We start from the raw sequence: 13,525 nt of genomic DNA, 5'->3' as shown, positions 1-13,525 counted from the left end.
ATCTGAGGGAGCTTGGATTGCTCACGCCCGATTCAGCATAGTGACTGGGTTGACTCAATTCGGCCAGAACCGGTCGGTCGCCAGCACCGGCACAATCAGCTCATGAGCGGTCGTTGGCCTGCCGGTGATGCATATTCAAGGAGTGAAGGATGGGATTTTCCGTTTCCTGGTTGGCTGTCCCAGAGGCAGAGAAAAACAATGCCCTCAAAGCTCTCGGCCTTGCTGAATCCAACGAGAGGCAGGCGGTTCCTGAATCCGAATTTGTTGGGGCGGTTCTTGCCACAGGCTGGTACTTGGTGTGGTTTGACGATGCCAGTCCCGCAGCCTTGAAGCCCGAATCCTTACGCGCACTCTCTGCACGCACGGAGCTGCTGGCTTGCCAAATCGAGGAGCACTCAATGTGCAGCACCGCCGCACATTGGGTCAATGGCATAGAGCGATGGTTCGTTGCGCATGATGCGGAAGATGGTCTGACGAATCTCGAAGTCACCGGCAGTCCGCCCGCGGCGTTGGAGTCAATCCGCATCAAACATCTACAGCTGCAGGAAGGGGCTTCCAACGTGGACCACGTCTTTGATATTCCCCTTGCGCTGGCGGAGACACTCGTCGGCTTTCGGCACGATGCCTCGTATGACGATGCGGATGGCGAGATTTTTACCGTCCTCGTCCCGAGTGGCACGGCCTCCAAGAAAATCGCGTCGACTTTGCCRCAAGCGGTCACGCCGAGTCCGGAAATGATTGCGGAGGCCAGGGCCAACCCGGGCGGGTGGGTCTATCAGATCGCAGGAAACTTCGGCCCGAACGACCACATTGCTCCAGAGTCCATCAAAGGGGCCTTCAAGGTCGATGAGGATGGCAACCTCACCGGTGAGTTTCAGGCGAACCCAAAATATCGGGGCGAGTCCTGAACCGTACAGCCGGACGCGGCCAGTACCCGACCTTCGTGGTGACCCTTCATTTTGGACATGCCCCATGCAAGATTCGCCGCATAGTTCACGCAGCCACGTTCGCCCAATCTATTGCCCAATATGCGCATGCGAATGCGAGCAGCCAATGGGGCACCAAGTGCAATGCCCAAAGTGGGGCGGCTTCAGTCCGCAATTGCAGGGCTCTATTCGCGCGGCGGTATACGGCGTCGACCCGTCGAAGAATGAACCTCGAAAACCTGGACTCGCCCCCTGGCTTTGGTGCCCAAGTTGCACCGGCGAACTTGACGAATACGATGATGTCGGTAGGTTCTTGCGATGTTCGCACTGCGCTCTGCATTTGCGTAGTGTGAGCTTGACGGAACTCGTCGAGGCAAAGTCCGAACACCCTGCGCCGGACCTCGACCGTTGGTAGTTGTGGTCTTAGCCCTCGGCTGTTCGCGGCCAAAGGAAGACATTCGCTCCAAGTTCCACAAACCTGTCATTGAGGCACTGCTGAGGTTGCAGAGTTTGTCGGCTCTGCCGATGGTTTGCTCGGACCCACGCCGTTGGACCTGGCTGCTATAAATCAGCAACTGCTTGAACTACAAAACGGAGGGGAAGCCATGGATGCGCTGGTCAGTCTACTTAAATCCGATGCAAATGCCGCAAATGCGTTCGGCGCCCTCGCGAGCGCAGTGGTCGCGTTTCTAGCGCTATTTGTTTCGGCCATCTCGGTGTGGATCTCTGTGTGGTCTGCGCGTACTCAGCGAAAACATAACCAGCTTTCCGTCCGTCCACTCGCCGAGGTGACCGTGGCTGACTATGAGAACAGTCTTCGTGTGAAGTTACGGAACAATGGCACCGGCCCGATGATCATCGTGGCCGTCACTGTCTCGGACGGTTCGAATGCGAAGGACTGTCTTATCGATTGGATGCCAGACCTCCCTAGCGGTCGGCTGTGGAATACCTTTACACACGCTCTACGCCATCGCACTCTTCAGGCCGGCGCGGAGATCATTCTTCTGGAACTCACCGAGCATGAAGAGGAACGCACTTTTCCAAAGTGCCGAGATTTAATTCGAAAATCTCTAGCACCACTTACGGTAAACGTCGAGTACACCGACATCTACGAGTCCGTAGTGCGTCCGTGCAGAAAGTCTCTTTCATGGTTTGGGCGGAACCTCTAGCCCTGAAGGACCGATTTTTTTGAATCCGAATGACCGTAACAGGTCGGGTACAGCTGATCACTTCGGACGCAAGAAGTCGATCGCGAACCGCCACCCGGCCGGCCGTGGTCGAGCGACCGGTGACGAAGGTGCACTAGTCGCTCAAGGCTACGTTCTCCGAACGACCGGTGATTGCCGAAGTTGCCGTTCAGGCCCTTGATCGCGAGTGACTGGGCCCAGTCTGAACCGGCCGTCGACATAAGGCAGCTTCGCAGCGATTGCCGGCATTCGAAGGGCTCGCGCGAATAGGTACTATCGGCCAGAACCAGACATTCCCATGCAGCAGTCCAACGCAGTTGTCGAGCTCGATGCTCTTTTGACGAAGTCCGACCCGGACTCAATGGACTGGGGTGAGTACGCCTATGAAGACGGCGAAGAGCTTCTCTCTAGGCTGAACGCAGAAGACCGCGCAGTGTTGTTCCGCTCTGCAAAGACGAAGCCAGCCAGCTGGCGCGGATGCTTGGTCAGCATCCTTCATCCATCTAAGGCCGACGAGAGCGAAGTGCTGATCGGCGCCCTTTCGGACGTGGACGACAACGTTGTTGGCGAAGCGCTAGACAGGATCTACTTTTTCTGTGGCTTCAACCACTCCGCCAAGAAGGGCGTGTTTGAAGACGCGAGAATTCGAGTCGCGCTTTTTTGGGATAGGGTCAGATTGGACCAGGGCGTCGTGCAGCGGATTGAGCAGCTCTCTCAAAAGAACTCCTGCCTTGCTGCCTATTGGAATGTGTTCTCGGAGGCCGCAGGCGCACGTGAACGGCGTCCGTAGATGCCAGCGGCGAAGGACTGCTTTCGGCTTGTTGCGATGACTGCTTCGGTTAAGGGTTGTCCGACACCTGCCCGTGCAACACCACGAGCCCGCGCACGACAACGGCCTGAGGGCAGGTGTYGGACAACCCTTAACCGTTTCTGACCTCGATCACAACAGTACGGACGGCAGCGCTTTGACCAAAAGCAGTTGGTGTCCAATCTTCCTGCTTCAATCGTGCTTCCAAAGACGCCCTGTTTCAGGGTGCGTTTGTGCCTGGAGACGAGCATCAACATTCCGGGTCTTTTACACCGCCAACGCTGTTGACTTCACTGCTTCGAGTCGACTGGCCAGTTCATCCACCTGAGCCGGTTCGAAGAGTTCATCCGGCCCCCTTGCGGCAAGGTCGGTGAACGGCGTTCATTTGCGTATTCTCGCTGTCACTCATGTCCGCCTGGGGCGGCATCGTCGTCGTCGACCTCCTCTGGCGAAACCACCTTCAAGTACTCGGTACGCACATCTTTCAATGGCCGCCGACCGTTGGGCTCCAAACGCCAAAAGTCCCAGCCGTTTGTGCTTCTCTTACTGACAAAGCTCCCAGCGCTGGATGGGCTGTCAAAGACCTGCCCGTCGACCTCAATGCGGCCATCTGAGAGGACCCGTCCGGAAAAGCCGCCGGACTTCCCTGGGCTTGAATGGAGGGCCTGACCGGCGGCAAGGTAGCCCGCGCCAATTAAGTCTGCAATCTCAACCGTTATGTGCGCGTCCGCCTGTTCTCGTCCAACGAGAACCTTGTGGCCAGACGGCACCGGCCAGACGGCCAGAATGGCGTCGATAGCCTGACCAGTTCGAGAATCAATGCCCGACTCGTCCCATTGCTTCGTCGCGTAGGTCTTCAGCAGCCTGCTGTTCAGCAGCACCACATCCTTTTCCTGCAAGTGCGCAGCCTTTCCCCTTTCGCCCAACCACGCGCCATTGGAGACAGTGCTATTGAGCTTCTTCGTCAGCAGCGTCAAATTGCCGAATCGATGAACTCGCGCATCTCTTTCCGCCTCCTGCACACCGGGAGGCAGTGGCCAGTGCTTGAGCCAGGATTGGGGCAGTACGTGTTCGATGGCGTAGCTGTTGCGCCGGATGCGCATCCCCGCTGCGGACGTTTGCCCTGGAATCCATCCGCGCCAATGGTCTTCGATCGATTCCAGCACCATTCGAACTCGTGCCCGGCTAAGCTTTCGATAAACAGGCATCGCCTCCAGCTCACGGCGAACCTCTTCGTCGTCCGGCCAATAGGCTGTTTCCGCGCGTTGAGAGGCGAAGTGCTCGGTCAGGGTTTGTCCGACCTGATCGGCAGGAGCATTTCGAATTACGGAGACGACCTCCACCATAGTCTTGTTGTAGTTCTTCGCCGTAGCGCGTATCAACATCCTGCGTGCCAACCAACTTTCGAGCACATCCAGTGCGGTCTCAACCTGCTTCTGTTGCAGTGGGCCAGACTTGTGATCCAGCAGGGCCAGCAGCACCGGCTTGACGACCTCACTCTCCAATGTCTTGACGCGATAGGCGAACAGCCCAACGCGATCCATGGGCCCGTCCCGGATCTCGGCCTTTTCAGTGAATTCTCGATAGATCGCGGCGGCCCGATGAATTTCCACCAGCAGTTCGAGCATGGTGCGTCCGGTTTGGTCGTCAGCGTAGAACTTGAAGCGAGAGAACACCTCGCGCGCAACCACTTCCTCACCAGTGCGGGCAATCAACCAATGGTTCAGGAAGACTGATGAACGCGGGCTCTTGACGCGCCCGACGTTGACTTCCTCTTCCCAGAAGGCGGTCTCAAACTGCCCCCAATAGGTGCTGTAGGCCCCCTCTACATCCGCCTTCTGTTCGAGCAGCCGCTGGAATACAAAGTTCTTGATCAGGTCGGCCGCAGTAAGGACTGCGCCACGCGCATTGAGCGTTTCGAAGATCTCCTGAGCATTCTCATTGGCGGTGAGGTCGATGACGACGATCTGCAGCAACTCTCGTGCACTACGTTCGACGCCCTCTGCACGCGCAATGATCTTTTCCGAGCCTTCGGCATGGAGCCAAGCACGACACCGCTGGGCAAAGTAGTGATGTGCTTTGAYGAGGCGGGACGCTCGGTGCTTGAGCTTCTCGTAGTCCACCGGGCTTTTGGCTTCCATCACTTCGTTGAAGGCTGCGCGGTCGCGATTGGTGGGCCAGACCTTGAAGCGATCTTCCTTGTGCCGGCGAAAAGCCTCGGCATTGGCGATCAGGGGCTCCAAGCGCGCCGCCGGCATGGCCGCGCCAACCATTTCGATCTCGGAGTGCACTGCATCCAGCAAGATCTGCAAGGTCGTCAGTCGCTGTTGTCCGTCGATGACAGTGCGTTGCTGCAAATCGCTTGTCGGCGTGGGCAGTTGTTGCAAAACGATAGCGCCCAGGAAGTGAGGTGCCTGCGTCGTGCTCGGCGATTGCATCAGGCGAGTGGCCACCCGTTCGAGGTCTTTCCAAAGAGGCTCCCACTGCAATTCTTCGTTCCAGACGTACGGGCGCTGAAAGAGAGGGACCAGCAGACGCTGGGGCTGCATGAAGATCGCTTGTGGCGTTCGAACTTGGGTGTCCATGTCGATGTAGTACTAGAAGATCAAGTTGAGCGCGGAAAGCATACGTTGTTGGCTAGCATAGCGTTGCAGCTTCATCTCATCATCTTTAGCTGATTCGCTTGCTCGCGGAGCTTGGCGGCCAGGCGGCGATTGCAGAATCGATCTACCGTACTTCAAATGTCCGGTTCCTACGGCTAAGGCGCTGCTCTGCCGCCGATCTCGAGTGTCCGAGATCAGTGGCGGATTCAACCGGTCGCTGCAACACACTACCACCGCGTAGGCGGAAGGAGTGTTGCAGCGACCGGTTGAATCCGCCGTCTGAAGCGGGCATTGAACGCAGTCATGCCAATGTCGACCATGGCCGACGTCGCCCCTTCGGAGTTCTGCTGGTCCAGCGCCCGTCTCTCGCGCAAGCTCAGTGGTGCGCCCACGCATGTCCATCTGCAATCGGCCGCGGCGGTCGAACCGCCAACGCCACAGCCACGCTCATCGTGCGCAGGGCATCGGGTGCTCCCCGCAGCGAAATAAAGGAGGAGCGAAGCGGGGGACATTCGCGGAGGGGAGCACCCGGTGTCCTGTGCACGCGCCCCGAACGGACCGCGAACCGCAGCGGCAACTACTTCAGCGCTTCCACCAGGTCCAGCACCATCCGGTCCGGGCCGAAGGTGTCGATGCCGCGGGCCAGCAGCTTCTCGACGGCTTGCGCGATGTCGTGGCTGGCCGAAGACTGCTCGGCCATGTCGTTGTAGTAGCCCAGGTCCTTTTTCGCATTGGCCATYGAGAACTTCAGCGAGTCGGTGCTGCCGGTCAGCAGCTTGGGCTTGACGCGTTCCAGCGCCACGCCGTTACCGCCGCCCTTGGCAAGCACGTCGACGAACACGTCGGGCTTCACGCCGGCGCGCTCGGCGCAGGCGGCCGCCTCGCACAGCAGCGCCACGGTGCCGAGCGACACGAAGTTATGCAGCAGCTTCATCGCATGGCCCGCACCGATGCCGCCCACGTGTGTGATGTTCTCGGCGAAACAGCGCAGCAGCGGCAGGCACGAGGCCAGCACCTCGGCGTCGCCGCCGACCAGCAGGTTGAGCCGGCCTTCGGCGGCTTCCTTCGCGGTGCGGGTCATCGGCGCATCGAGGAACTTGCCGCCCTTGGCCAGCACGGCCTGGGCGACCTTGCCGGTGGATTCGGGAACGGCGGTCGAGCAGTCGATCACCACCGTGCCGGGACGCAGGCCTGCGAGCGCGCCCTTCTCTCCATTCTTGCCGAGCATCACGGCCTCGACCTGCGGCGTGCCCGTGACGCAGAGGATCAGCACATCGACCTCTGCGGCCAGTGCCGTCACGTCCGACACGGCCGAGGCGCCGGCGGCGAGCAGCGCGCCGACGGGCTGGTTTCCGGGATGGTCGAGGATGGTCAGTTGGTGGCCGTGCTTGACGATGTTCTGGGCGATGCCGCTGCCCATCAGGCCGACACCGACCAGGCCGACGCGCCGGGGCTGCGCTTGTTGTTGTGCGTTCGTGTTCATGGGTTCATCCGTGCTTGATGGCGATGGTCTTGAGTGTGGTGAAGCCTAGCAGGGCTTCGAAACCCTTCTCGCGGCCGAAGCCACTGGCCTTCACGCCGCCGAAAGGCAGCTCCACGCCGCCCGCCGCACCGTAATTGTTGATGAAGACCTGCCCGCAATGCAGCTTGTTCGCCACCCGCAGCTGCCGGGCGCCGTCGCGGGTCCAGACGCCGGCCACCAGGCCGAAGTCGGTGCCGTTGGCGAGCCGGATGGCCTCGGCCTCGTCGGCGAAGGGCATCACGGCCAGCACGGGGCCGAAGACCTCGCGCTGCGCGAGCTCGCTGTCCGCGGGCACGTCGCGGAACAGCACGGCCTCCTGGTAGTAGCCGCTGGCCGATGCGCCGGGCGTCACGGTGCCGCGTGCGGCCACCTTCAGGCCATTCGCCTCGGCGGTCGCGACCATGTCGCGCACCTGGCGGAACTGCTTCTCGTTGATCAGCGGGCCCATGTCGAGGTCGTCGGCGGGCGGGCCCGAGCGCACGGCCGCGAAGCGCTCGGCCAGTCGCTTCACGACCTCTTCGTAGACCGTGCGCTCGACCAGCACGCGGCTGCCGGCCGAACAGGTCTGGCCGGCGTTCTGGATGATGGCGTTGAGCAGCACGGGCACCGCCGCATCGAGGTCGGCATCGGCGAACACGATCTGCGGCGACTTGCCGCCCAGCTCCAGCGTGACGGGGCAATGGCGTTCGGCAGCCGCGAGACCGACGCTGCGGCCCGTGACGGTCGAGCCGGTGAACGAGATGTGGTCGATGCCGGGATGCGCGCACAGCGCGGCGCCCGCCTCCCTGCCGTAGCCGGTGACCACGTTCAGCGCGCCGGCGGGAAAGCCCACCYCGGTCGCGATCTCCGCGAGGCGCAGCAGCGAAAGGCTCGCGTCCTCCGCCGGCTTGACCACGCAGGCGTTGCCGGCCGCGAGCGAGGCGCCCACGCTGCGGCCCGCGATCTGCATCGGGTAGTTCCAGGGAATGATGTGGCCCGTCACGCCGTGCGGCATGCGCACGGTCAGCACGGTGTAGCCGCGCTCGTAGGGCAGCGTGTCGCCGTGCAGCTTGTCGCAGGCGCCGGCGTAGTACTCGAAGTAGCGCGCGAGTGCGGTGGCATCGTTGCGCGCGACGCGCAGCGCCTTGCCGGTGTCGCGGGCTTCGAGCTGGGCGAGTTCCTCGTGGTGCTGCATCACGGCGGCGCCGAGCCTGGCGAGCAGGCGGCCGCGTTCGAGCGCGGTCATGCCGCCCCAGGGGCCGTCGAAGTTCTCGCCCATGGCCCTGCGCGCCGCCCGGACTGCGGCGTCCACATCGGCGGTGGTGCCGCGTGCGATCTGGCCAAAGCACTGGCCGTCGCTCGGGTCGATCACGTCGATGGTCTCCGGGCCTTGCGAGGCCACGCGGCCGCCGTCGATGTAGTGGGTTGCTGTCATCTCGTACTTTGTCTTGTGGGGTGTGTCACCGGGGTTCGGGCCAGGGCTTCTGCGCATCGCGGATCAGTTCGAAGGCCCGGCTGAACTGCAGCACACCGAGGTCGTCGAAGCGCCGGCCCGCGATCTGCAAGCCGATGGGCAGGCCCTCGTCGGAGTAGCCGCAGTTGATCGACGACGCAGGCTGCTCCGACATGTTGTAGGGCACCGTGAAGCCGATGTGCTCCAGCGAGCGCAGGGGATCGTTCGTGGGCGAGGCGTGCTCCGCGGGCGCCGGCATGTTCGGAGACACCGGGGAAATCACGAAGTCGAAGCCCACGGTGGCGGCGATGGTGGCCGCGCGCGTGGCCACGAACTGGCTGTAGGCGTCGAAGATGTGCTCGCCCGAGAAGCCGGCCGCGCTTTCGGCCCAGGCGTCGATGTAGGGCAGCATCTTCGCGCGGCGGTCGGGGGACATGGCGCGCAGGTCGATGAGCGAGCGCATGCGCCAGAAATGGTCCATGCCCTGCAGCATCTTCGGCGTCATGAAGGGCTGCATTTCCTCGACATGGGCGCCGGCCGCCTCGATCGTGCGCGCCGCACGGCCGATGGCCTCGCGGATCTGCGGATCGAGCGGCAGGCCGCAGCCGGCGTCCAGCAGCAGGCCCACGCGCTTGCCTGCGAGGAAGGACGCGTCCACGTCGAAAGCCAGCCAGTCGATGGCGGGCGGCGGCAGCTCGGAGTAGTCGCGGCTGTCGGGCTGGGCAACGGACTGCATCATCAGCGCGGCGTCTTCCACCGTGCGCGTCATCGGCCCGGCGCAGCGGCCCATGTAGGGCGTGCTCAGCGGAATGCGGCCGAAGCTGGGCTTGAGCGTGAAGATGCCGCACCAGCTCGCGGGCAGCCGCAGCGAGCCGCCGATGTCGGTGCCCGCGTGCAGCGGGCCGTAGCCCGCCGCAGCGGCCGCGCCGGCGCCTGCGCTGGAGCCGCCGGGTGTGAGCGCAAGATCCCACGGGTTGCGCGACAGTTCATGGAAGGTCGAGAGGCCGGACGACAGCATCCCCACATCGGGCATCGTGGTCTTGGCCACGAGCACGGTGCCGTCTTCCTTGAGCCGTGCGGCCGGCGGGGAATCGTCCGCGACCGGCACGAGGTCGTAGGCCGCGGTGCCCAGCGGCATCGGGTCGCCGGCCGTCGCGAGGTTGTCCTTGAGGGTCACGGGCACGCCGTCGAGCGCACCACGCGGCGTGCCGGCCAGCCAGCGTGCCTCCGAAGCTCGCGCCTGTTCGAGCGCGAGTTCGGGGCGGAAGAGCCAGGTGGCGTGCAGCTTCGGCTCGAGCGCCTCGATGCGGGCATTGACCGAGCGCGCCACCTCGACCGGCGAGAGTTCCTTGCTGCGGTAGGCCGCGCCGAGCTCGGCCGCGCTCAGCGAATACAGGGGCTTCGTCATATGGCCATCAGCTCCAGGAAATCCCGGCCAGGTCGTTCACCACGATCGGCATGCTGGCCCACAGGCCCTTCACTTCCTTGCGCGCGATGGTGGGAAACACCGCCTGGAACAGGAAGCCGTTGACGGCATCGGCCGCCAGCTGCTTCTGGGCCTCGCCCAGCAGGTCGGCGCGGCGCTTCTTGTTTTCCTCGTTCTGGATCGCGGCGAACAGGTCGCGGAACTTCTTCGAGTCGTAGCCCCAGTAGTAGTCGGGCTCGGTGTACTTCACCAGGTCGAAGGGCTCCACGTGCGCGACCATCGTGAGGTCGAAGTCGTGGGCGCCGCCGAAGGTGCCGCTGAGCCATTGCGCCCACTCGACGTTCTGGATCTTCACCTGGATGCCGATCTGCGCCAGCTGCGCGGCGATCATCTCGCCGCCCTGCCGCGCATAGGAAGGCGGGGGCAGCGTCAGCCGCAGTTCGAGCGGCGTCTTGACGCCAGCCTCGGCGAGCAGCCGCTTGGCCTTCTCGACGTCGTAGGGGTTCATTGCCGTTGTGTCGATGTAGCCCGGCGCGCCCATCGCATAGTGGCTGCCGATGGGCTTGCCGAAGCCGTCCGCCGCGCCCTGGATGATCGTGTTGCGGTCGAGCGCGGCCAGGATCGCGCGGCGCACCCGCACGTCGTCAAGCGGCTTCTTGCGGTTGTTGATGGTGAGGATCACCTTGCCCCGCGTGCCGACTTCCAGCACCTGGAAGCGCGGGTTGCCCTTGAACTGCGCCACGGAGCGGGTGCCGGCGCGCGGGAAGATGTCGATGTCGCTCGCCATCAGCGCGGCGGTCTGCGCCGCGGTGTCGGACATGAAGCGGAAGACGAACTTCTCGATCTTCGCCAGCCCCGGATCGCGGTAGGTCGGCGACTTGACCAGCGTGCACGAGGCGCCGCGCTGCCAGGCGCTCAGCTTGTAGGGGCCCGTTCCGACGGGTGCGGTCGCATTGGTTTCGGCGCTCTTGGGTTCGACGATGCAGGCCGTGGACTGGCCCAGCATGAAGGGCAGGTCGGGGTTCGACAGCGTGCTGTTGACGCCCACCGTGTACTCGTCGAGCACCACGGTGCCGATCTCGCTGAAGAAGCGCTTGTCCTTGTTCGTGCTCTTCGCACCGCCCGCGCGGTCGAACGAGAACTTGACCGTGGCGGCGTTGAAGGGCTGCCCGTTCTCGAAGCGCACGCCCTTGCGCAGCCTGAAGACGAAGGTCTTCATGTCGGGCGACGAGGACCAGCTCTCGGCGAGCATCGGCGTCACCGAGCCGTCGGCGTTGACCTTGGTGAGCGTCTCGAAGATGTTGTACTGCGTGATTTCCGCAATGGCCGAGGCGGCGCCCGCCGTCGGGTCCAGGCCCGGCGGCTCCAGCGGCATGCCGATGGTCAGCATGTTCTTGCCCGTCTGCGCCTGTGCCAGCGGGAGAAAGGCGCCCGGGATCGCCGCGGCCATGGCGGTGCCCATGAGGGTGCGTCGCTTCAACATTCGATATCTCCTGGAAGTAAACGATGGAATTGCGCGGTCTAGCCCGCGGGCGTCTGCAGGACGGCGGACAACAGGGTCCGCGTGTAGGGGTGCTGCGCGTGGCGGAACAGCTCGCCCGGTGCGCCCTGCTCCACGATCTGCCCCTTGAAGACCACGGCCACGTCGTCGCACAGGTGGTTCACCACCGCGAGGTCGTGGCTGATCAGCAGGTAGCTGACGCCGAACTGCTGCTGCAGGTCCTGCATGAGGTTGAGCACCTGGGCCTGCACGGACACGTCGAGCGCGCTGACGGGTTCGTCGGCGACGATGAGCTTGGGTCGGGTGATGAGTGCGCGTGCAATGGCAATGCGCTGGCGCTGGCCGCCCGAGAACTCGTGCGGGTACTTGTCCATGTCGGTGGTGCGCAGGCCGACGGCAGCCAGCGACTCGGCGGCGCGTTCGCGCTGCTCCTTGCGCGAGGCCTCGGCCAGTGCCTCCAGCGGCTCGGCGACGATGCGGGCCACGGTCTGGCGCGGATCGAGCGAGCCGTAGGGGTCCTGGAACACCATCTGGAAATCGCGCCGCGCCGTGCGCAGCTCGGTCTTGGGCAGCGTGTGCARGTCGCGGCCGAGCAGTTTCGCGCTGCCCGAGGTGGGCGTATCGAGCGCCATCACGAGGCGTGCGATGGTCGACTTGCCCGAGCCCGATTCGCCGACGATGCCGAGGCTGCGGCCGGCTTCGACCTTGAAGCTCACGCCGTTGAGCGCCTTGACGGTCGGCGGCGGGCCGAAGAGCTTCTCGCGCGGCAGGTCGTAGTGCCGCACGAGGTCGGTCACCTGCAGCAGCGGCGGGGTTCTGGCGGACCGGTTCATGCGGTGACGGCGCCTTTTGCCGCGATGTCGTCGAGCCGAAGGCAGCGCACTGCATGGCCGCCGGGCTTCACGGCCAGCGGTGGCTTCCTGGTGTAGCAGGCGTCGATGGTGAAGCTGCAGCGCCCTGCAAACGCGCAGCCCCGCGGCAGGTCCACCAGCTCGGGCACGCTGCCGCGGATGGTGGCCAGCCGGTCGCCGCGCGGTGCACCGAGCACCGGCCGCGCCGCGAACAGGCCGCGGGTGTAGGGATGTGCGCGCTCGGCGAACACGGCCTTGGTCGGGCCGCTCTCGACCATGCTGCCGCCGTACATCACGAGCATGCGCTGCACGCTGTTGGCGATCACACCGAGGTCGTGCGAGATCAGAATCAGCGCCATGCCCATCTCGGCCACCAGGCGCTGGATCAGGTCCAGCACCTGCTTCTGGATGGTCACGTCGAGCGCGGTGGTGGGCTCGTCGGCGATCAGCAGGTCGGGGCCGCAGGCCAGCGCCATGGCGATGCCGATGCGTTGGCGCTGCCCGCCGGAGAACTGGTGCGGGTAGGCATCGAGCCGCGACGCCGCGTCGGGAATGCCCACGCGCTCCAGCAGGCCCAGCGCCTCCCGGCGCGCCGCGGTCTTCGAGAGGCCGCGGTGCAGCCGCAGCGGCTCGCCAACCTGGCGCGCGATGGTGTGCACCGGATTCAGCGCCGTCATCGGCTCCTGGAAGATCATGCCGATGCGGTTGCCGCGGATGCCGCACATCGCCTTTTCGGGCAGCCCGACGAGTTCTTTCCCATCGAGCCGGATGCTGCCACTGACCCTGGCGGTCGAGGGCAGCAGGCCCATGAGCGACATCACGGTGATCGACTTGCCGCAGCCCGATTCGCCGACGATGCCCAGCGTTTCGCCGCGCTCGAGCGAGAAGGAAATACCACGCACGGCTTCTGCCGGGCCGCGCTGGGTCTGCAGGCCGATGCGGAGGTCGTTGACTTCGAGAAGAGGCATGGCTTAACGGGCTCGCGCCAGACGTGGATCGAGCAGGTCGCGCAATCCGTCGCCGAGCAGGTTGAGGCCCAGCACGGCCAATGCGATCGCCATGCCGGGGAACACGGCCAGCAGCGGCTGCTGGAACATGAGGGTCTGCGCCTCGCTGAGCATGCGGCCCCACGAGGGCTGCGGCGGCTGCGTGCCGAGGCCGAGGTACGACAGCGCTGCCTCCGCCAGGATCGCGATGGCGAAGCGGATCGTGATCTGCACGATCAGCACGGCCGAGATGTTCGGCAGCACGTGCTGCATCGTGATGGCG

General features: G+C 64.0%; 11 protein-coding genes. 3 read left to right on the top strand and 8 right to left on the bottom strand.

The genetic code is table 11. The features are described from left to right. Positions 1-149 precede the first annotated feature (149 nt). The 3 genes from AC1DXX_RS31600 (at position 150) to AC1DXX_RS31590 (ending at position 2,903) form a co-directional block, all read left to right on the top strand. Positions 150-908 carry a hypothetical protein gene (locus AC1DXX_RS31600; RefSeq protein ID WP_478138154.1) on the top strand — a complete coding sequence of 253 codons (759 nt, stop codon included), beginning with the start codon at positions 150-152 and terminating at the stop codon, positions 906-908. Positions 909-1,531: 623 nt separating this feature from the next. Beyond that, positions 1,532-2,095: a hypothetical protein gene (locus AC1DXX_RS31595; protein ID WP_478138153.1), complete on the top strand. Its 564-nt coding sequence runs from the start codon at positions 1,532-1,534 to the stop codon at positions 2,093-2,095. A gap of 316 nt (positions 2,096-2,411) precedes the next feature. After that, entirely contained in the window at positions 2,412-2,903 is a 492-nt protein-coding gene (locus tag AC1DXX_RS31590; RefSeq protein ID WP_478138152.1) for a hypothetical protein, read from the top strand. A gap of 419 nt (positions 2,904-3,322) precedes the next feature. Here AC1DXX_RS31590 and AC1DXX_RS31585 read toward each other — a convergent pair whose 3' ends face one another. The 8 genes from AC1DXX_RS31585 to AC1DXX_RS31550 form a co-directional block, all read right to left on the bottom strand. Next, positions 3,323-5,506 (bottom strand): GmrSD restriction endonuclease domain-containing protein, encoded by a 2,184-nt coding sequence (locus tag AC1DXX_RS31585; protein WP_478138151.1) that lies wholly within the window; start codon positions 5,504-5,506, stop codon positions 3,323-3,325. A gap of 595 nt (positions 5,507-6,101) precedes the next feature. Then, positions 6,102-7,007 carry an NAD(P)-dependent oxidoreductase gene (locus AC1DXX_RS31580; protein ID WP_478138150.1) on the bottom strand — a complete coding sequence of 302 codons (906 nt, stop codon included), beginning with the start codon at positions 7,005-7,007 and terminating at the stop codon, positions 6,102-6,104. Between the two features lie 4 nt (positions 7,008-7,011). Next, positions 7,012-8,460, bottom strand: coding sequence for an aldehyde dehydrogenase family protein (locus AC1DXX_RS31575; RefSeq protein ID WP_478138149.1), 1,449 nt, complete (start codon positions 8,458-8,460; stop codon positions 7,012-7,014). Positions 8,461-8,485: 25 nt separating this feature from the next. Beyond that, on the bottom strand, positions 8,486-9,886 hold the full coding sequence (locus AC1DXX_RS31570; protein ID WP_478138148.1) for an amidase: 1,401 nt from the start codon (positions 9,884-9,886) through the stop codon (positions 8,486-8,488). Positions 9,887-9,893: 7 nt separating this feature from the next. Then, positions 9,894-11,387: an ABC transporter substrate-binding protein gene (locus tag AC1DXX_RS31565; protein ID WP_478138147.1), complete on the bottom strand. Its 1,494-nt coding sequence runs from the start codon at positions 11,385-11,387 to the stop codon at positions 9,894-9,896. A 38-nt stretch (positions 11,388-11,425) separates the two neighbouring features. Then, positions 11,426-12,238 (bottom strand): ATP-binding cassette domain-containing protein, encoded by an 813-nt coding sequence (locus AC1DXX_RS31560; RefSeq protein WP_478138146.1) that lies wholly within the window; start codon positions 12,236-12,238, stop codon positions 11,426-11,428. Then, on the bottom strand, positions 12,235-13,224 hold the full coding sequence (locus AC1DXX_RS31555) for an ABC transporter ATP-binding protein (protein WP_478138145.1): 990 nt from the start codon (positions 13,222-13,224) through the stop codon (positions 12,235-12,237). The genes AC1DXX_RS31560 and AC1DXX_RS31555 overlap by 4 nt, the downstream gene beginning before the upstream one ends. Positions 13,225-13,227: 3 nt before the next feature. Beyond that, positions 13,228-13,525, bottom strand: a 298-nt coding sequence (locus AC1DXX_RS31550; RefSeq protein ID WP_478138144.1) for an ABC transporter permease subunit, incomplete at its 5' end; no start/stop codon positions are given.

The organism is Variovorax sp. P4_B10 (genome assembly GCF_056402375.1).
Note: the sequence above shows the minus strand (reverse complement) of the source record. Positions and strands in the feature narration are given on the sequence as shown.

Coding starts and splice junctions, on each gene's coding strand:
- AC1DXX_RS31595 (WP_478138153.1), top strand. CDS start 1,532: ATGGATGCGCTGGTCAGTCTACTTAAATCCGATGCAAATGCCGCAAAT.
- AC1DXX_RS31590 (WP_478138152.1), top strand. CDS start 2,412: ATGCAGCAGTCCAACGCAGTTGTCGAGCTCGATGCTCTTTTGACGAAG.
- AC1DXX_RS31570 (WP_478138148.1), bottom strand. CDS start 9,886: ATGACGAAGCCCCTGTATTCGCTGAGCGCGGCCGAGCTCGGCGCGGCC.
- AC1DXX_RS31565 (WP_478138147.1), bottom strand. CDS start 11,387: ATGTTGAAGCGACGCACCCTCATGGGCACCGCCATGGCCGCGGCGATC.
- AC1DXX_RS31555 (WP_478138145.1), bottom strand. CDS start 13,224: ATGCCTCTTCTCGAAGTCAACGACCTCCGCATCGGCCTGCAGACCCAG.